Source organism: Arthrobacter sp. AOP36-A1-22 (assembly GCF_052377615.1).
Classification (GTDB): Bacteria; Actinomycetota; Actinomycetes; order Actinomycetales; family Micrococcaceae; genus Arthrobacter_H.
The window spans coordinates 22,117-40,141 of record NZ_JBQSWX010000008.1 but is presented as its reverse complement, the minus strand read 5'-3'; the positions used below and the strand labels follow the sequence as shown (position 1 = coordinate 40,141).

At 67.3% G+C, this 18,025-nt stretch carries 16 protein-coding genes, 1 tRNA gene and 1 other RNA gene; 13 read left to right on the top strand and 5 right to left on the bottom strand.

Annotation, left to right across the window (positions count from 1 at the left end):
• Nucleotides 1–40: 40 nt before the first annotated feature.
• Nucleotides 41–125, bottom strand: a tRNA-Ser gene (locus tag ACT3S2_RS06830).
• Between the two features lie 177 nt (nucleotides 126–302).
• On the opposite strand from ACT3S2_RS06830, the gene ACT3S2_RS06825 reads away from it, so the two are divergent.
• From ACT3S2_RS06825 to recR, 5 genes are all read left to right on the top strand, one after another.
• The gene (locus tag ACT3S2_RS06825; protein ID WP_444561451.1) at nucleotides 303–869 is read left to right on the top strand and encodes a hypothetical protein; all 567 of its coding nucleotides are present in this window, start codon (nucleotides 303–305) and stop codon (nucleotides 867–869) included.
• A 39-nt stretch (nucleotides 870–908) separates the two neighbouring features.
• An RNA gene (gene ffs / locus ACT3S2_RS06820) (signal recognition particle sRNA small type) lies at nucleotides 909–1,005 on the top strand.
• A 31-nt stretch (nucleotides 1,006–1,036) separates the two neighbouring features.
• Nucleotides 1,037–1,963 carry a tRNA glutamyl-Q(34) synthetase GluQRS gene (gluQRS, locus tag ACT3S2_RS06815; RefSeq protein ID WP_444561450.1) on the top strand — a complete coding sequence of 309 codons (927 nt, stop codon included), beginning with the start codon at nucleotides 1,037–1,039 and terminating at the stop codon, nucleotides 1,961–1,963.
• 28 nt (nucleotides 1,964–1,991) lie between these two features.
• Nucleotides 1,992–5,123 carry a DNA polymerase III subunit gamma and tau gene (locus tag ACT3S2_RS06810; RefSeq protein ID WP_444554536.1) on the top strand — a complete coding sequence of 1,044 codons (3,132 nt, stop codon included), beginning with the start codon at nucleotides 1,992–1,994 and terminating at the stop codon, nucleotides 5,121–5,123.
• Between the two features lie 42 nt (nucleotides 5,124–5,165).
• Nucleotides 5,166–5,762, top strand: coding sequence for a recombination mediator RecR (gene recR, locus ACT3S2_RS06805; RefSeq protein ID WP_444554535.1), 597 nt, complete (start codon nucleotides 5,166–5,168; stop codon nucleotides 5,760–5,762).
• Between the two features lie 141 nt (nucleotides 5,763–5,903).
• Here the strand turns inward: recR and ACT3S2_RS06800 are convergent, their stop codons facing one another.
• Entirely contained in the window at nucleotides 5,904–6,674 is a 771-nt protein-coding gene (locus tag ACT3S2_RS06800) for a GntR family transcriptional regulator (RefSeq protein ID WP_444554534.1), read from the bottom strand.
• A 355-nt stretch (nucleotides 6,675–7,029) separates the two neighbouring features.
• Between ACT3S2_RS06800 and ehuB the strand changes: the two genes are divergently transcribed.
• From ehuB to ACT3S2_RS06780, 4 genes are all read left to right on the top strand, one after another.
• Nucleotides 7,030–7,974 (top strand): ectoine/hydroxyectoine ABC transporter substrate-binding protein EhuB, encoded by a 945-nt coding sequence (gene ehuB / locus ACT3S2_RS06795; RefSeq protein ID WP_444554533.1) that lies wholly within the window; start codon nucleotides 7,030–7,032, stop codon nucleotides 7,972–7,974.
• 83 nt (nucleotides 7,975–8,057) lie between these two features.
• Complete coding sequence (gene ehuC, locus ACT3S2_RS06790; RefSeq protein WP_444554532.1) at nucleotides 8,058–8,786, top strand: ectoine/hydroxyectoine ABC transporter permease subunit EhuC; 729 nt, start codon at nucleotides 8,058–8,060, stop codon at nucleotides 8,784–8,786.
• A complete protein-coding gene (locus ACT3S2_RS06785) occupies nucleotides 8,783–9,451 on the top strand; it encodes an amino acid ABC transporter permease (RefSeq protein ID WP_444561449.1) in 669 nt (222 codons plus the stop codon). Before ehuC ends, ACT3S2_RS06785 begins: the two co-directional genes overlap by 4 nt.
• 46 nt (nucleotides 9,452–9,497) lie before the next feature.
• The gene (locus tag ACT3S2_RS06780; RefSeq protein WP_444554562.1) at nucleotides 9,498–10,283 is read left to right on the top strand and encodes an amino acid ABC transporter ATP-binding protein; all 786 of its coding nucleotides are present in this window, start codon (nucleotides 9,498–9,500) and stop codon (nucleotides 10,281–10,283) included.
• Nucleotides 10,284–10,380: 97 nt separating this feature from the next.
• On the opposite strand, the gene ACT3S2_RS06775 is transcribed toward ACT3S2_RS06780, so the two are convergent.
• Both ACT3S2_RS06775 and ACT3S2_RS06770 read right to left on the bottom strand, forming a co-directional pair.
• Nucleotides 10,381–11,598 (bottom strand): ABC transporter permease, encoded by a 1,218-nt coding sequence (locus tag ACT3S2_RS06775; protein ID WP_444554530.1) that lies wholly within the window; start codon nucleotides 11,596–11,598, stop codon nucleotides 10,381–10,383.
• Nucleotides 11,595–12,614, bottom strand: coding sequence for an ABC transporter ATP-binding protein (locus ACT3S2_RS06770; protein WP_444554529.1), 1,020 nt, complete (start codon nucleotides 12,612–12,614; stop codon nucleotides 11,595–11,597). The genes ACT3S2_RS06775 and ACT3S2_RS06770 overlap by 4 nt, the downstream gene beginning before the upstream one ends.
• A gap of 236 nt (nucleotides 12,615–12,850) precedes the next feature.
• On the opposite strand from ACT3S2_RS06770, the gene ACT3S2_RS06765 reads away from it, so the two are divergent.
• From ACT3S2_RS06765 to ACT3S2_RS06755, 3 genes are all read left to right on the top strand, one after another.
• On the top strand, nucleotides 12,851–14,137 hold the full coding sequence (locus ACT3S2_RS06765) for an aspartate kinase (protein ID WP_444554528.1): 1,287 nt from the start codon (nucleotides 12,851–12,853) through the stop codon (nucleotides 14,135–14,137).
• 75 nt (nucleotides 14,138–14,212) lie between these two features.
• Nucleotides 14,213–14,749 (top strand): nucleoside deaminase, encoded by a 537-nt coding sequence (locus ACT3S2_RS06760; RefSeq protein WP_444554527.1) that lies wholly within the window; start codon nucleotides 14,213–14,215, stop codon nucleotides 14,747–14,749.
• Nucleotides 14,750–15,264: 515 nt separating this feature from the next.
• Complete coding sequence (locus ACT3S2_RS06755; protein WP_444554526.1) at nucleotides 15,265–15,684, top strand: hypothetical protein; 420 nt, start codon at nucleotides 15,265–15,267, stop codon at nucleotides 15,682–15,684.
• Here ACT3S2_RS06755 and ACT3S2_RS06750 read toward each other — a convergent pair.
• Complete coding sequence (locus tag ACT3S2_RS06750; protein ID WP_444554525.1) at nucleotides 15,681–16,679, bottom strand: D-2-hydroxyacid dehydrogenase; 999 nt, start codon at nucleotides 16,677–16,679, stop codon at nucleotides 15,681–15,683. The genes ACT3S2_RS06755 and ACT3S2_RS06750 overlap by 4 nt on opposite strands.
• Nucleotides 16,680–16,744: 65 nt before the next feature.
• Between ACT3S2_RS06750 and ACT3S2_RS06745 the strand changes: the two genes are divergently transcribed.
• Entirely contained in the window at nucleotides 16,745–18,016 is a 1,272-nt protein-coding gene (locus tag ACT3S2_RS06745) for an aspartate aminotransferase family protein (protein ID WP_444554524.1), read from the top strand.
• Nucleotides 18,017–18,025: the final 9 nt, after the last annotated feature.

Below are 18,025 nucleotides of genomic sequence, written 5' to 3'. Positions count from 1 at the left end.
GGCCCCGACATTCTCGATGTCGAGGCCGCTTCTGCATCCGCGGAGGATGGGGGATTTGAACCCCCGAGGGCGTGAACCCAACACGCGTTCCAGGCGTGCGCCATAGGCCGCTAGGCGAATCCTCCAGATTGCCCAAAAGAGCAGGCTCCAGACTACCGGAAGAATCGCCACAGGCCGAATCGGGGTACCGGCCCCTGCCGCGCCGGCCCCTCCACGGTCATCCGGCGGGATGACCACGGCAGGCGGCAATGGGGCCCACGGCCCGATCCGCGGGCCCGGGGACGCTCCATAGCGTGGGGAGCATGAAATCCACACCGATCTCCACCACCCGGCTCCTCGGAGCCACCGCAGGCCTCGGCGTCGTCCTCTGTGCAGCTACCGGCTGCAGCGACCTCTCCTCGATGGGCGGCGACCGATACGACAAAGCCGAGAGCTACGAATTCACCAACCTCCAGGAGCCCTCCGCCGAGCAGGTCCTGCCCTCGTGGGTCCCGGAGCAGGCTTCGGCCATCCAGGAGGAACAGCGCACCACCGGTCATGAACGCCTCATCGTCATGGACGTCCCCGACACCACCCTGCCGGAATCCTGCCTCGGGCTGAAGACCCCCGGATCGCCGACGGCCAGCGAGATCGAAGGCGGTCTGGTCCGGGAGGGGCGTTCGAAGGCCGAGGCCGCCGACGACGCCGACGCGCTGCACCGCAGCCCCCTGTTGGAGGTCGACTGGTGGCCGGCAGGACAAGAGCAGGAGACGACGCACCTCTGCGGGAAGTGGTGGGTCTCCTTCGACGGCGGGCACCTCTACGCCTACTCCCCCGAAACCCGGGTCGTGGCCGACGCAGTGAAGTCCGAGCGCGACGGGGAGGGCTGATCCCGGCTCGGGTCGCAGCCGTTTTCAGGTACACTATTTGTCGGCCCCTCATGTGGTGTCATCCCGTCGAACTCCCCCAGGACCGGAAGGTAGCAAGGGTAGGTGGGCTCTGGCAGGTGCATGAGGGGTCTTTACTTTTCCCACCGCCGCGCGTTGAGGAGGCCACCATGGGTGCCGGCCGTTACGCCCCCAGCCCCTCGGGTGAACTGCATGTGGGGAACCTGCGCACCGCCGTGCTCGCGTGGCTCTTCGCCCGCTCCACCGGCCGGGACTTCCTGCTGCGGGTGGAGGACCTGGACCGTGCCCGGGCCGGCGCCGAGGAACTCCAGTTGGCCGATCTGCGCGCCATCGGCATCGACTGGGACGGCCCCGCGGTCCGCCAAAGCGAACGCCCCGAGGGCTACCGTGCGGCCATCGACGCCCTGGAGGCGGCCGGTCTGCTCTATGAATGCTTCTGCACCCGCCGCGATATCGCCGAGGCCCCCTCGGCCCCCCATGCCGCCCCCGGGGCCTATCCGGGCACCTGCCGCGGGTTGGGCCGGGCCGAACGGGCCAGCCGCCGGGCCACGCGTCCGGCGGCGCTGCGGTTGCGCACCGACGTCGTGCAGTTCACCATCACCGATGTCCTGCACGGGGAATACACCGGGGTCGTGGATGACTTCGTCGTCGTCCGCAACGACGGGGTCCCCGCCTACAACCTCGCCGTCGTGGTCGACGACGCCCTGCAGGGGATCGATCAGGTGGTCCGCGGTGACGATCTGTTGCCCTCCACCCCACGGCAGGGGTACCTGGCCACCCTGCTATCCGGGCTGGCCGGAGACTTCCACGGCACGGAACTGCCGGAGTACGGGCACGTGCCGCTGGTCCTGAACGACCAGGGCCGACGCCTGGCCAAACGGGACGGTTCGGTCACGTTGGCGCAGCTGGACCACGACGGCGTCCCCCCGCCCCGGGTGCGGTCCCTGCTGTTGGAATCGTTGGGGCTTCCCGGTGGTCCGCTGGCCGCCGCGCTGGACTCCTTCGACCCCGCCGGCCTTCCCCTCGAACCGTGGGTGTTCGGCGGGTTCACCGCGGACACCTCGGGGATGCAATGAGCCCGGCGGAACGGATAGGCTTCGACTCGTGAGTACAGCCCTTTACCGTCGTTACCGTCCGGACGCCTTCGCGGACGTGATCGGGCAGGAGCATGTCACCACCCCGTTGATGGCTGCCCTGTCGAAGAACCGGGTGAACCATGCCTACCTCTTCTCGGGTCCGCGTGGTTGCGGCAAGACCACCTCGGCCAGGATCCTGGCCCGTTGCCTGAACTGCGCCCAGGGTCCGACGGCGGATCCCTGCGGCACCTGCGACAGCTGCCTGGAGTTGGCCACCGGCGGATCCGGTTCACTCGATGTCATCGAAATCGATGCCGCCTCCCACGGCGGCGTCGACGACGCCCGCGACCTGCGCGAACGGGCCACCTTCGCCCCGGTCCGCGACCGGTACAAGATCTTCATCATCGACGAGGCCCATATGGTGACCTCGGCCGGCTTCAACGCGCTGCTCAAGATCGTCGAGGAGCCGCCGGAGCACATCAAATTCATCTTCGCGACCACCGAACCGGACAAGGTCATCGGGACCATCAAATCCCGCACGCACCATTACCCGTTCCGGCTCGTCCCGCCCGAACCCCTGATGGCCTACCTCGAGCGGCTCTGCGCCCAGGAGGAGATGCCCGTGGCCCCCGGGGTGCTCTCGCTGGTCATTCGGGCCGGCGGCGGTTCGGTGCGCGATTCCCTCTCGGTGCTGGACCAGCTGATGGCCGGCGCCGGGGTCGAGGGGCTGGACTACGAACTGGCCGTGTCCCTGCTCGGGTACACCCATGCCACCTTGCTGGACGACGTCGTGGACGCCATGGCCGCCCAGGACGCGGCGACCGTCTTCTCGGCGGTGGACCGGGTCATCCAGACCGGGCATGATCCACGCCGTTTCGTCGAGGACCTGCTCGAGCGCTTCCGTGACCTGATCATCGTCAAGGCGATGCCCGAAGACGCCTCCCACGTCATCCGCGGGTTGCCCGAGGACCAGTTGCACCGCATGACCCAGCAGGCCACACTGCTGGGCCATGCCGAACTCAGCCGCAGCGCCGACGTCACCAACCAGGCCCTGACCGAGATGACCGGGGCCACCAGCCCGCGGTTGCACCTCGAACTGCTGTGCGCCCGGCTGCTGCTGCCGGCCTCGGATGCCACCGAGCGCGGCGTCAATGCCCGGGTGGACCGGATCGAACGCCGCCTCAGCTACGCCGGGGACGTTCCCGAGGTCCCGGCCGGCCAGCCAGCGGCCGACGCCCCGGCCCCCGATGCCGGCACGCCCCGGGCCGCCACGGGTTTCGAGTTCACACCCGGCCCCCAGGGGGCGGCCGCGGCCCGCGAAGCATTGCGGGCCGCCCGCGGCAAGGACCAGCCGGCCACCCCCGAGCCCCAGCAACCCGCCGCTGCCCAGGCCGCTCCCCAGGCCGTGGAGCCGACCCCCACCGTCGCCTCCACGCCGGCGGCCACCGAACCGCACGGCGCGGCACCGCGCCCCACCGAACCGGCAGCCACCCCGCCGCCGGCCGAGCCCCAAACCGCTGCCCCGGCACCGGACGCCCCGGCGGCAGCCACCGAATCCACCACCACGCCGCAGGAGTCTGCGGCCGACTGGGGTGCCTGGGGTCCCGTCGACGAGCAACCATCACCGCCTGCCGAGGCGCCACCCGCCGGGCCCACAACTGCTGCCCCGCCCTCCGCGGCCCCGGAACAGCACGTACCCGCCTCCTCCGGGGCTCCGGAAGAACCCCCGGCGCCGGTCAACGAACCGGCAGCCGCGCAGGAACCTGCCACTGAAGAACCAGCCGCCGAGGAACCCGCCGCCGGAGGCGCGGCCGGCACGGTGGAGATGTTCCGCCGGGCCTGGCCGGAAATCATGGACGCCTTGCGCCAGGAGAAGAAGTTCGTGTGGATGACGATCCAACCGCACGCCTCGCTGGCCGGATTCGACGGACGGACCTTGACGGTCGCCTTCGCCAACCCGGGACCGATGAAGGCCTTTGCCGCCAAGCAGGAGAACACCGACCTGCTCCGGGGCGCCATCAATCACATCCTGGGTGTCGCACCCGAGATCGTCATCACCGGCGGGGGTTCCGTTCCGGCGGGTGGTTCGGGCCCAAAAGCTGAGCGCCGGCCCGCGCCGGCGTCCCGCGGCCCGGTAGCGACGAACAGCGCTCCGGCAGCACCCACGCCCGCCCGCTCCACGCCCAGCCGGCCCGCGCCCGCGCAGCAGGCACCCCAGGGCCGGGACACCCCCGGCCCGGCATCCGCGGAGCCGGCCCCCGCGGCCCGACCTCCGGCAGCACCTTCTCCCGGGGACAGCAGTCCCCAGGCCCAGGCCCCGGCCGCCTCGGGCCCGGCCGCGGCCTTGCGCCAGCATCGAGCCGCAGCGCCGAGCCCCCGACCTTCACCCGGCGCCCCCTCGCAGACCCCCGATGAGGGGCCCGCGGACTTCGGCCCGGAGCCCGAGGACGACGGCGGCTACGACTGGGGCAGCGACACCGTACCGGTGGCCCCCTGGGACGAGCCCGCCGGACCCGCCGCGCCACCGGCCGACCCCCCGACTCCTCGGGCCACCGCCCCGGAGGGCGAGACCTGGCAGCGTCCGGAGCCGGCCGCACCTGCACCTGCGCCCGTCGACGCCGCCCCCTCGGCGACGGCACCGGCACCCCGGGAAGCCGGCGCTCCGGCCGCCCCCGCACCGGCAGCCCCGACACCGGCAGAGTCCCCTGCTCCGGCGGCCCCGGCACCTGCAGGTGCTGCCACGCCCGCGGCCCCCGCCCCCACCGATCCGGTGACACCAGCAGCCCCGGCACCGGCTGGCTTCGGGGCACCAGTGGCCCCGGCTCCCGGGGCCGTCCCCCCGCCTTCGGCCCCTGCCGTGCCCGAACGGGAGGCTCCGCAGCCCGTTTCCGATAAGCCGATGAGCCGGTACCAGCAGCTGTTGAACCAGGCCCGGATGAAGGACCAGTCCGCCCCGTCCGCCCCAGGAATGGCCTCCGGCGGCGGGGCAACACCCCCGGAGCCCCGGACGGACGTAGAATCGACGTACGTTGAGGACATTCCCAGCGACGATGACATCTCCATCGAGGAATCCGGGATGGTCGGCCGTCCGGCGATCGAACGCCTGCTCAACGGCCGCCTGATCGAGGAGCGCAACCACGACGGCACCCCGATCATCTAGGTTCCCCCGGAGCCGTCATCCGACTTTGCAGTGTGAGGTTTCGTGTACGAAGGTGCAGTCCAAGAGCTGATCGACGAGTTCGGTCGGCTGCCCGGCATCGGGCCCAAATCCGCCCAACGCATCGCCTTCCACGTCCTGGAAGCCGATCGGGAGGACATGAACCGGCTCGCTGATGCCATCCGTGCGGTCAAGGACAAGGTGAAGTTCTGCACGGTCTGCTTCAACGTCACCGAATCCGAGACCTGCAGCATCTGTCGTGATCCGCGCCGTGAGGACACCGTGTTGTGCGTGGTCGAGGAGTCCAAGGACGTCATGGCGGTCGAACGCACGCGCTCCTTCCGCGGTCGCTACCACGTGCTCGGCGGCTCCATCAACCCGATCGCGGGGATCGGGCCGGACCAGCTGCACATCCGCGAACTGCTCGGACGGTTGCACGACGACAAGATCACCGAGGTCATCATCGCCACCGACCCGAACCTCGAAGGCGAAGCAACGGCCACCTACCTGGCCCGCATGCTCTCCACCATCGGCATCAAGATTTCCCGTCTGGCCTCCGGGCTTCCCGTGGGCGGGGATCTGGAATACGCCGACGAGGTCACCCTGGGTCGGGCCTTCGAAGGCCGCCGCGTCATGTCCTGACCTGCCCGGTCCCGGCTACCCCCTGGACCGATTGGTCGGTTCCTGCCACGGGGGCCGGATCCCCGGCAGCGGTTCCGGCGCGGCTCGGCATGGGTTTCCTGCATAGGTGCCCGGTGGTACCGGCTCCACCCGTGGAAGCGCTCAGGTCGCGATGGGTCCCAACTGCTGGCCCTTTCCGGGCTGTTCGACGGCGGCCGTGGCCACCGTCGCAGCTGCCCGCCCGGTCAGCCGGTCCAGGGTGTCCCGGAAGTGTTCGCTGAGCTGCTCCACCGCGGCGTCCCCCCGCCCCGAAAGCACCAGCTCCAGACGCTGTCGATGCACCTCCCCCACGTCGGTGCGCACGATATAGCCCCTCGGGTGTCCCAGGCTGGCGATCCGGGTCTCCATGACCAATGACGTCATGTAGTGGGCCATCCGTAGATTCCCGGCGGCCCGTACTGTTTCAAAATGCAAATCCAGGTCCGTGTCCCCGATGGCGCGCGGGGACCCGGGAACCTCCTTCCCGGCTTCCCAATGTTCCAGCCGTTCCAGCAGCGCCATGACGGTAGCCAGGCGCCCCCTTCTGGCATCGCGGCCCGCAAGCCCGGCCAGGGTGCGTAGAGCGGCCCCTTCGATGACCAGACGGGCCGCGTAGAGGGACTCCAGATCGTCGACGCCGACCGTGGCCACCTTCAGCCCCTGTCCCGGGCGGGCGATCAGCAGCCCGTCCTGGACCAGTCGTTGGGCGGATTCACGCAGGGATCCCCTGCTCACGCCCAGTTGTTGGGCAACGATCGACTCATGGAGTTGGCTTCCCGGCAGAAGTAGTCCTTCATAGATCGCATTGCGCAGCTCGGTGGTGATCAGGTCGACCGTGGAAGACCGTTGCACCCGTGCCATGTTCGGTGCCGTTGAGTGGTGCCCCATGGGCATTGGAAGTTCCCTCTCTGCCGCCCTCGGAGTGCGACGACTGGTCCCTGTGAGGGGCATGCCACCGCATTCGCGGGTGTTCGATCGTAACTTAATCGTGATTGTGGAGTACTTCACGGACTTTTTCTTGAGCTGAAGGACCCAAATTCCGCGGGATTCCGCGGTTTAGGCATCATCGAACCTTGATTGTTGACAATCCAACGTCTGGAAAATCGGATTGTCAATTGACTATTTCATGACTAGCGTGATTCACACCACTCAGTACCAACCGGTCGGGTCCGCCCGACGTCGGTCCGTTCTCCTAGGGGGAGGCTGGACCGTCGCCTTCCGGTCAATGCATCCCTGAAAGAGGTACACCATGATCCGCAGTATCCGTCGCAGGTCCCTGCTGGCCACCGGCGCCGTCCTTGCTTCCGCTTCCCTCGCCCTGAGCGGTTGTGGCGGTTCCACGACCACCGACAGCGAAGCAGGCGGCGAAAGCGGCGCCGTGGAGGCCGGGTCCGGCCACCTGCAGGAGCTGAAGGACCAGGGCTCCATCACCGTTGCCATCGCCGGCGAGGTCCCCTATTCCTATGAAGAGAACGGCAAGCCCACCGGCGCAACCATCGCGCTGGCCGAGAAGATCTTCGGCGACATGGGCATCGACAAGGTCGATTCCAAGCTCGTGGACTGGAATTCACTGATTCCCGGTCTGAAGGCCGGACGCTTCGACGCCGTCAGTGCCGGCATGTCGATCCTGCCCGAGCGTTGCGCCGAGGCCGACTTCGCCGATCCGGAAATCATGTACACCACGGCCGTGATGACCCAGAAGGACAACCCGAAGGGTCTCGACGACCTCGACACGATCAAGTCCAAGATGGACAACGGTGAGAAGGTCAAGCTCGCCGTGCTCGCTGGCGGCATCGAAGCCGGCTACGCGAAGTCGCTGGGTCTGAAGGTCCAGTCCGTTCCCGACGCACAGACGGGCATGGACACCGTGGACAACGGTCGCGCCGATGCCTTCGCCATGACCGCGATCTCGCTGACCACCATGGCCAAGGACAACCCGGATGCCAACATCTCCGTCGGCGACCCGTTCGTCCAGGAGATCGACGGCGTCAAGCAGCTCGGTGCCGGCTCGACCGTCTTCGCCAAGGGCGACGACGAACTGCGCGAGGCCTACAACGAGGGCCTGGCCAAGGTCACCGAATCCGAGGACTCCTACCTGGATGTCGTCGGTGAATTCGGCTTCACGGCAGAGAACCTGCCGCCGAAGGACATGACCACCGAACAGCTCTGTGAGGGTGCTCCCGACGACGAGTAATAGCAACATCTCGCTGCGGCCGGCCTTTCGGTCGGCCGCAGCGCTGCTAGCCCGTCCCCCGCACCAGAAGGAGCCCATCCCTCGTGGACGAGAAATTTGCCGCGATCGGCGAGGCCATGCCCCGCCTGCTCGACGGTCTCGTAGTCACCATTGAGCTGACGATCTTCGGCGCCATCGCCGCCTTCATCCTCGCCGTGATCCTGGGTCTGGCAGCAGCCAGCCCCGCCAAGGGATTCCGCATCCCCGCCCGCGTCGTCATCGAGTTCTTCCGCGGGACCTCCCTCGTGGTCCAGGTCTTCTGGCTCTTCTTCGTCCTGCCTCTGCTGGGCATTGACCTCCACCCGATGCTGGTCGGGGTGATGGCCCTAGGCCTGAACTACGGCGCGTACTCCGCCGAAGTCGTCCGCGGCTCGATCCAGGCAGTACCCACGGGGCAGTGGGAGGCCACCACCGCGCTGAGCCTCGGTCCCATCCAACGCATGCGCCGGATCATCTTCCCCCAGGCCTGGGCCCTGATGATCCCCTCGTTATCCAGCCTGCTGGTCCACCTGATGAAAGGCACCGCCATCGTGGGATTCATCACGTTGGCCGATCTGACCTACCAGCTCGAACAGGTCAAACGCACGGCAGGAACCCTCTTCACCTACGGAGTGGTCGGCATCCTGAGTTACTTCGTCTTCGCCCTGGTCCTCATGTACTTCATGAACGCGCTGGAGCATCAGGCCAAGCACAAGCTCGGCCAGGGCAAGTCGCTCTGGCGGATACTCTCCCCGGCGCCCCCGGCAAGCACCCCGGCAGGAGGTGCCTCATGATTGGCATTTCCGCCGCCTTCGAATGGCACTGGAGCGCTGCCGCGGAAGTCCTGCCCACGCTGCTGACGCAGTTCGTGAAGGTGACCCTGTTGGTCACCGTCCTGGGCACCGTGATCGCCTCGATCCTGGGGCTGGTGATCGCCATGGCGATCCGGGTTCTGCCCCGTCCGCTGTCCGAGGCGGTGAAGTGGATCGCGAACGTCATCCGGATGACCCCGATCATCATCCAGTTGCTCTTCGCCTCCTACGCCTTCCTGTCCTTGGATCTGATCACGATCGGTGTGATCGTCTACGGGATCCACTACGCGACCTACATGTCCGAGGTCTACCGGGCCGGCATTGATTCGGTACCCAAGGGGCAGTGGGAAGCCACCACCGCCCTGTCGATGTCGACGCTACGGACCTGGACCGCGATCATCATCCCGCAGGCCCTGCGCGCGACCATCCCCGCCTTGGGCAACTACGCGATCTCGATGTTCAAGGACACCCCGTATCTGCTGGTCATCGGCGTCGTCGACATGGTCAACGCCGCCAGGATCTACGGTGGTGACACCTACCGGTACACCGAAGCGTTCACCCTGGTGGGCATCATCTTCCTGCTGGCCAGCTACCCGACCTCACTTCTCATTGGCAGATTTGAAAAGCGCCTTGCCTACAAAACCTGAGTCAACAGCCACCCAGACGGCAGGTGCCGGCGGCGCTGGCTCCCCCGTGATCGACTTCCGCGATGTCGAGAAGGCCTTCGGCGACAACGTGGTGCTGCACGACCTGAACTTCAGTGTCCAGAAAGGCGACAGGGTCACCCTCATCGGTCCCTCGGGTTCCGGCAAGACCACGATCCTGCGTCTGGTCATGACGTTGGAGGAGCTCACCGGCGGATACATCTTCGTCGGTGGTGAGCCGCTGACGCACGAGGAACGCGGTGGCAAGCGGGTCCCCGTCAGCAAGAGGAACCAGAAGCGCATCCGCCAACGGATCGGCATGGTCTTCCAGCAGTTCAACCTCTTCCCCAACATGACCGTGGTGGAGAACATCATCGAAGCCCCGGTGCATGTGCTCGGACAGTCCAAGCGCGAGGCCACGCTGAAGGCCAAGGAGTTGTTGGAACGGGTCGGTCTCTCCGATAAGGCCGGCGCCCACCCGACGTCGCTCTCCGGTGGACAGCAGCAGCGCGTGGCCATTGCCCGGGCCCTGGCCATGGACCCGGAGATCCTGCTGTTGGACGAAGTCACCAGTGCCCTGGACCCGGAGATCGTCGGCGATGTGCTGGGCATCCTGCGCAATATCGCCGAAACCACCGATATCACCATGCTCATCGTCACCCACGAGATGCAGTTCGCCCGTGATGTCTCCAACCGGGTGCTGATGTTCGATGGTGGAAAGATCGTTGAAGAGGCCTCGCCTTCGGTCATGTTCAGCGATCCGAAGCACCAGCGCACGAAGGACTTCCTGCACGCCGTGCTCGGCGACGGCGAAGACACCATCGGCACCCGCTAGTCGCGCGGGTGTTCCCGGGGGGATGGGAACACCCGCGTCCATACCACCGCCCACGCGGCAGCATTGCGGCCGGGCCCCTCACGGGGCCCGGCCGTTCTCATGCCAGCCGGCTCCCCCGCGCGAGCTTCTTCACCGGAGTACGCAGCCGGCGACGGCCCGACTCCAGCAACCCCGCGGCCAGCACGACCTGGACTCCCAGACCCAGCGGCCAAAGCGGGGCGGTACCGGCCAGGTCGGTCTCATCAACCACCGGCTGTTTCACCCCGTCGAGGCAAGGGTCCATCGCCGCGGCGCCGCGCTGTGATTGACGGACGATGGAACTGACGGCCTCCATCGGCCCTTCCCCGTAATAATCGTCGGCTGCTGCCCGGGGCTTCACCGGGGCCGCGTCGGCGACCACCACGAAGGGGTTGGCCGCCAGCAGCCACGTGTTCCGTTCGGTGTGGTAGACGGTGATCCGGGACAGTGACTTGCCACAGGTGAAGTCCTGTCCGTCGTAGTTCATCACCGCCTTCTCCTCGATCTCGGCGAAGTAGGCTTCCTGGTCCTCGATGACCTCCCCGTGGGCGTCCACCGCTTCGCCTTGGTCGTTGTACTGGACGTCATCCCAGGGGTCGTCGGGCCAGATCTGTTCGGAGGCCATGGCCGTTCCCTTGACCAGTTGGAAGCTCAACCCGTAGATGATCACCGTTCCCAGCCCCAGCAGGGCCACCACCAGATAGCTGGCGACGATCGCGAACAGCGGCCGTGCCGAGCGGGCGGAAATACCCACCCCGATCGCGCAGGCGATGCCCAGTTCCACCGCGGTCAGCAGCACCAGCACCGGAACGGCGGGAAGGTAGACGTCCCCATAGGTCATCGCCCAGATGATCATCGGGACCGAGACCAGCAGGAAGGCCAGCGAGGAAACCCAGGCCGCCAGCCATTTTCCACAGAGGATCTGCCCCGGGGTGAGCAGGGTGTTCTGCAGGATGGCCAGGGTCCCGCCGGCGCGGTCGCCGGTGATCGTATTGGCCGACAGTGCCGGGGCCACCAGCAGACCGAAGAACAGCACGAACCCGATGACCAGCTCGAACATGACCTGCCCGAAACCCTCTTCGGATCCGGCGGTCCACGCGGCCAGCCCGGCGACCAGTGCCGTGACGACGAACCAGACGGCCAGCATCACGTACCAGCCGCGTGAGCGCATCCGCTGCCGGCTTTCCAGTTGGAAGACGGTGCCGGCTCCCGCCCAGAAGCCCAGTGCGGATCCACTGCGCCGTTCTCCGCCCCGGCCCTCGTCGTCGGGGCGGCGCGTGGTCGTCGAGGTACTCATGGCCGGGGCTCCTCTGCTGGTGTTGGACGGGTGGAAGGATCCGAGGAGGTGGTCACGGCGCGCAGATAGGACTCCTCCAGGATCCCCGCGGCGGGCGCGAAGGCCACTACGGCCACCCCGGCGGCGACGAGTTGGCGCAACAGGGCCGCGGCTTCCGCCTCCGACCCGAGGAGGACCACGGCCGCTGCCCGCCGGGTTCCTGCCGGAAGGGTGAATTCGATCCCGGCGTGCTCCAGGGCGTCGGTCAGCGCTTCGCGGTCCAGGGCTTCGATGGCATAGCGGCGCCCTCTGGTCCCCGCATCGTCGACGCGTTGTTCGCTGACGGTCCGGCCGGCCGCAACGAAGACCGCCCGGTCGGCCATCTCGTCGAGTTCGGCCAGCACATGGGAGCTCACCACCACGGTGCGTCCCCGCCCGGCCAGCTCACGCAGCAGGGTGCGCAGTTCGATCCTGGCTCCCGGGTCCAGCCCGGAGGCGGGTTCGTCCAGCAGCAGGACCTGTGGATCATTGACCAACGCCCTGGCCAGGGAAAGTTTCTGCTGTTGTCCCCGGGAGAGGACGCGGGCCGGTCGGGAGGCGAATTCGTCAAGCTTCACCAGCTTCAACAACTCATGGGCCCGGGCGGCGGCATCGGCCTTGGACGCTCCGTAGAGCCGGCCCATCATCGCCAGGATCTCGTGGACGGTCAGCTCCTCCCAGACACCCAGGGTGTCCGGCATCCAGCCGAGCCGGGCCCTGGCCGCCCGCGGATCATCGACCGGATTGATGCCGCAGATGCTGATGCTCCCGGAATCGGGGGCCAGCAGCGAGGAAAGCATGAGCAGCAAAGTGGTCTTGCCCGAACCGTTGGGGCCGATCAATGCGGTGACTTCCCCGGGCCGCGCCGTGAAATCCATGGCCTCGACCGCGCGGATGGTTCCGAAGGAGCGGGCCAAGCCGATGGCAACCACCCCCGTTCCGGCCTCCGGTGTCCGTGCCGGAGCACCGCCGTCGTACTGGGTTTCCTGGATGCCCATCACCCCTCCTGACAGACTGCGCCACGGTGGCTTCTGCCCCGTGATCGTGCCGATCATCCTACGTTGGTTCGTGGCAGGGGCAGTCACCCCACGGGATGATCCCGGGGCGAATCATGACGGTTCACAGTCACTCGAACACGGCACCACGCCGCAGCCTCGTTACACTGGTTAAGAATGTGCCCGGCCGGCTCGGCGGCCGGCCGTCTTGTCCCCAACACCGTGGAGTGTGCAAACGCATGAGCCTGATTGTCCAAAAGTTCGGCGGTTCGTCGGTCGCTGATGCCGAAGGCATCAAACGCGTCGCGGCCCGGATCCTCGCCACCAAGGAGGCCGGGAACGACGTCGTCGCCGTGGTTTCGGCCATGGGTGACACCACCGATGAGCTGCTTGATCTGTCCAATCAGCTCACCGATTCACCCCCCGCCCGCGAAATGGACATGCTCTTGTCCGCCGGTGAGCGCATCTCCATGGCCCTGCTGGCCATGGCGATCAACTCCTCCGGCAGCCAGGCGGTGTCCTTCACCGGCAGCCAGGCCGGCATGATCACCGATGCGGTGCACGGCAAGGCCCGCATCATCGATGTCTCCCCGCATCGCGTGCGCCAGGCCATCGACCGCGGCTACATCTCCATCGTGGCCGGGTTCCAGGGCATGAGCCGCGAATCCAACAACATCACCACGATGGGCCGCGGCGGCTCCGACACCACCGCGGTGGCCCTGGCCGCCGCCCTCGGTGCCGATTCCTGTGAGATCTACACGGATGTCGACGGGATCTACACCTCGGATCCGCGGATCGTGCATGCCGCCCAGAAGATCGATGTGATCTCCAGCGAGGAGATGTTGGAGATGGCGGCCAACGGAGCCAAGATCCTGCATCTGCGCTGCGTCGAGTACGCCCGCCGTTTCGGGGTGCCACTGCACGTGCGCTCATCCTTCAATGACCATGAGGGAACCTGGGTGCTGCCCAGCCCCGAAGACAACATCAAGCTCCAAGAGGGAGACACCATGGAACAGCCCATCATCTCCGGCGTGGCCCACGACCGTTCAGAAGCCAAGATCACTGTGGTCGGCGTCCCCGACGTCCCCGGCTCCGCTGCTGAGATCTTCGGCGTGATCGCCGGCGCCAACGTCAACATCGACATGATCGTGCAGAACATCTCCAAGGCCGAAACCGGCAAGACGGATATCTCCTTCACCCTGCCCAGCGCCGAGGGCGCCGAAGCCATGGCCGCTCTGGAAGCGGCCCGAGCCGATATCGGCTTCGAGGAGATCTCCTATAACGACCAGGTCGGCAAGCTCTCGCTGATCGGTGCCGGCATGCGGTCGAACCCCGGCGTCTCCTACCGCTTCTTCGAGGCCCTGCACCAGGCCGGAGTGAACGTGGACATGATCTCCACCTCGGAGATCCGTATTTCCGTGGTCACCGACGCCGAGCTGCTCGATACCGCGGTGCGCGCCGTCCACGGAGCCTTCGAACTCGATGGTGAGACCGAGGCAACGGTCCACGGCGGTTCCGGCCGCTAAAGCCTCCCGCAGGTCACGGGCCCGGCCTCCCCCCCCTCACGAGGGAGGCCGGGCCTTTCCTGTTAGGTTGGCGGCATGGACGCGAATACTTCTGCTGGCAACCACCGCGGCACCGGAACCAATGACCCCGGGCTGGATGAGACCGCCCGTGGCCATCTGCGCCGCTGCGTGGAGCTGGCCCGTGAGGCGCTGGACGACGGCGACCACCCCTTCGGCTCGGTCCTGGTCGACGCGGCAGGCACCGTCCGTTTCGAGGACCGCAACCGGGTGAAGGACGGCGACGACACCCGCCACCCCGAGATCGCCATCGCCCGGTGGGCAGCAAATCACCTCAGCCCGGCCGAACGCCGTGAGGCGGTGGTCTACACCTCGGGCGAACACTGCGCGATGTGCAGCGCAGCCCACGCCTGGGTGGGGTTGGGGACCATCGTGATGGCCTCCAGCTCCGAACAACTCACCGCCTGGCACCGCGAATGGGGCATTCCCGCCGGCCCGGTGGCACCGTTGCCGATCAACACCGTCGCCCCGGGCGTTGAAGTGATCGGCCCGGTCCCTGAATTCACCGCGGAGATCCGCTCCCTGCAGGCGCGGCTGGTTGGTATCGCCGAGTAACGATTCCCCCGGTCCTCCGCTACGGCCGCCCACACACCAAGAGATCGGCACCATCACCGGAAGACTCGAGTTCGAGCCAGGAACATCGCCCTGGGAACCGCACTGGCCCTGACCATGACCGGGTGCGTCGGCGGCTCGGCGAAACAGGATTTGGCATCCACTGAGGTCGACAACCTCGGGTAATCCACGTTCGTGGTCTCTCTCAGCCGATAGAGCACGGATCTTGGAGGAACCCACGGCGTGGACCTGGGGCACCTCTTCTGGAACGGCCCAGTGCGACGAAATCGTCTATGGGGCCAGCCGCGCCACCGCCCCCTGTTCACCCACCGGGGACCCTGAAACCGAGCCCATGATCCTCGCGCAGTTACCGGGAACGAAGGACCACACCGAGCACGGAGCAGGTACCAGCAACATCGCCAACGAGAACGCAGTGGCCGCTGATGCACCCTGCGTGGACGGCGACGTCTACTTCATCTCCAACGTCGGTTCAGCTGCCCTGGGGGGAACCGAAACCGGTGCTATCCAGTGGGGATGCGAAGACCGGAGAGTATCAGCAGACACTCCTGGAGAACGCCCTACTCTCCACCGACCTGGAAACCGGAGAAACGACGCGCCGTTTCGACGTAGAGGGGAAAAGCACTGACTCGGCCTCGTCCACGGTGGTGTTCACCCCCACGGAAGTCGTCCAACTGGTGGATAACAACGATGGCTCCGAATTCCGCATCATCGGCTACGACCGGGACACTGGACAAGAGAAGTCCAGGACCGTCCTGACAGGCCTGGCCGACGAGCTGCCCCGCGACCTCATCCCCCACGGCTTCGCAGTGCGCCGCGAGCCGAGCTCCTTCCCCGGCCCCGCTCGCGGACTAGCCGGAACTCTTCTTGGCCCAGTGGGCGCTGCTATGGGTCACAGGATCGCTCCTGGCTGCCGTTAGGACGACGCCGGCGCGGTGGATACGTAGCCCCGGTCCTTATCTACCACGTTCGCCAAGTCCCTGCCGGCGATAAAGGCATCGAGGTTGGCCAGGAACTGGTCCGCCAGTTCATCGCGCCATCCGTGCACGTCCCCACTCATATGAGCCGAGATGTGCACGTGGTCCATGTCCCAGAACGGGTGGTCCACCGGCATCGGCTCCACGGCGACGACGTCCAGGGACGCGGCGGCGATTTCCCCGGCCCGGAGTGCCTCGATCAGTGCCGGTTCGTCCACCAAAGCCCCGCGTCCGATGTTCACCAGATGGGCGCCGGGTTTCATCGCGGCCAACACCTCGGCGTTGACGATACCCCGGGTGGCCTCGGTCAGCGGTGCGGCCATGACCAGATGATCGGCCTCCCCCACCCGGTCCGCCAGCTGGTCGCTGGTGTACACGGTGCCGAAGTCGGGGTCGTTGTCCCGTGGTCTGCGTCCGGCCCCTTCGACCTGTAGTCCCACGGCCCGCAGCAACCGCGCGGTGGCCCGCCCGATGCCCCCGGTGCCCACCACAATGGCCCGGGACCCTGCGGTGCGGGTGAGTTCACGGTGTTTCCAGGTCCGTTCGCGCTGCAGGGCCTTGCTGCGGTGCAACTGCTTATCGTGGGCGAGCACTGACGCCAGCACGAACTCGGCGATTGGCTGGGAGAACGTCCCGTGGGCGTTGGTCAGCGTCACCGGGGCCTTCCGCAGCCCGTCGAAGAGCATGGCGTCCACGCCCGCTGCGGCGACATGCACCCAGTCCACCGTGCCGGCGGCATGCCAGGCGTCGCTGAGGGCGGAGGAGAAGAAGTCCCAGAGCAGGACGGCATCGGCGCCTTCGAGCGCCGCTGCCAGGCCATCGGCGTCGGTGACGACGACGTCGGCGCGCTCCCGGATCTCTGCCAGATTATGGGGTTCGGGAACGCCGGCGGCAGTGAGCAGTGCCAGGCGGGGACGGGGGGAATCATCGTGTTTCACGTCACCTACGCTACCGGCCCGAAAGATTGTTGACAATCTACCGAGGGGGCCTCCACGATGAGCATATGACCTCACTGAGCCCCCTGTTGAAGCAAGCGACCCCCGTAGTGGTCGACCACGCCCTCGGTTCCTGGATCTACGGCACGGACGGGAACGAGTACCTGGATTTCACCACCGGCATCGGGGTGGCCAGCACCGGCCACTGCCACCCGCGCGTGGTGGCCGCCGCCCAGGAACAGTGCGGCAAGATCATCCACGCCCAGAACACCACGGTCATGCATCAGCCATTATTGGAACTGACCGAAAAACTCGGCGAAAAGCTGCCGACCGGACTGGACTCGGTGTTCTACGCGAACTCCGGTGCCGAAGCGGTCGAGGCCTCGCTCCGCCTGGCCCGCATGGCCACCGCTCGGCCGAACATCGTCTCCTTCCAGGGCGGCTTCCACGGACGCACCGTGGCCGCGGCCTCGCTGACGAGCGCCGGCACCCGGTTCTCCGCGGGCTTCGCCCCGCTGATGGCGGGGGTCCACATGGCCCCCTTCCCGTATGCCTACCGCTACGGTTGGGATGTGGACACCGCCGTCGACTTCGCCCTGCAGGAACTGGATTACCTGCTGGCCACCCGTACCGCGCCCAACGACACCGCGGCCTTCATCATCGAACCGGCGCTGGGCGACGGCGGCTATCTGCCCACCCCGCCGCGCTTCCTTGAGGGTCTGCGCGCCCGGGCCGACCAGCACGGCATCCTGCTGATCATCGACGAGGTGCAGGCCGGCGTCGGACGCACCGGAAAGTTCTGGGGCCACCAGCACTCCACCGCGACCCCTGACATCCTGATCACCGCCAAGGGCATCGCCTCGGGCTTCCCGATCTCCGCCATCGCCGCCTCCACCGAGCTGATGTCCAAGGGCTGGCCCGGTTCCCAGGGCGGAACCTACGGCGGCAACGCGGTCTCCGCCGCTGCCGGGGTCGCGACCCTGGCCGTGGTCGAGGACGAGTCGCTCGTGGAGAACTCCCGGATCCGCGGGGACCAGCTGCAGGCCGGATTGAAGGATCTGCAGGCCCGGTTCCCGGCGATCGGCGACGTGCGCGGACTGGGTCTGATGCAGGGCATCGAATTCAGCACCGCCGACCGTGCCCCCGACGCGGCGACGGCGGCGGCCCTGCAGCAGGAGACCACCGCACACGGTCTGCTCACGCTGACTTGTGGCCCGCACGGAAACGTCGTGCGGCTGATCCCGGCCCTCGTCGCCACCGCCGAGGAGATCACCCTCGGACTGGAACGCTTCGAGGCAGCACTTTCCGCCGTAACCGAACGCTCCCTAAGCCGGACGTAGACAGGAATC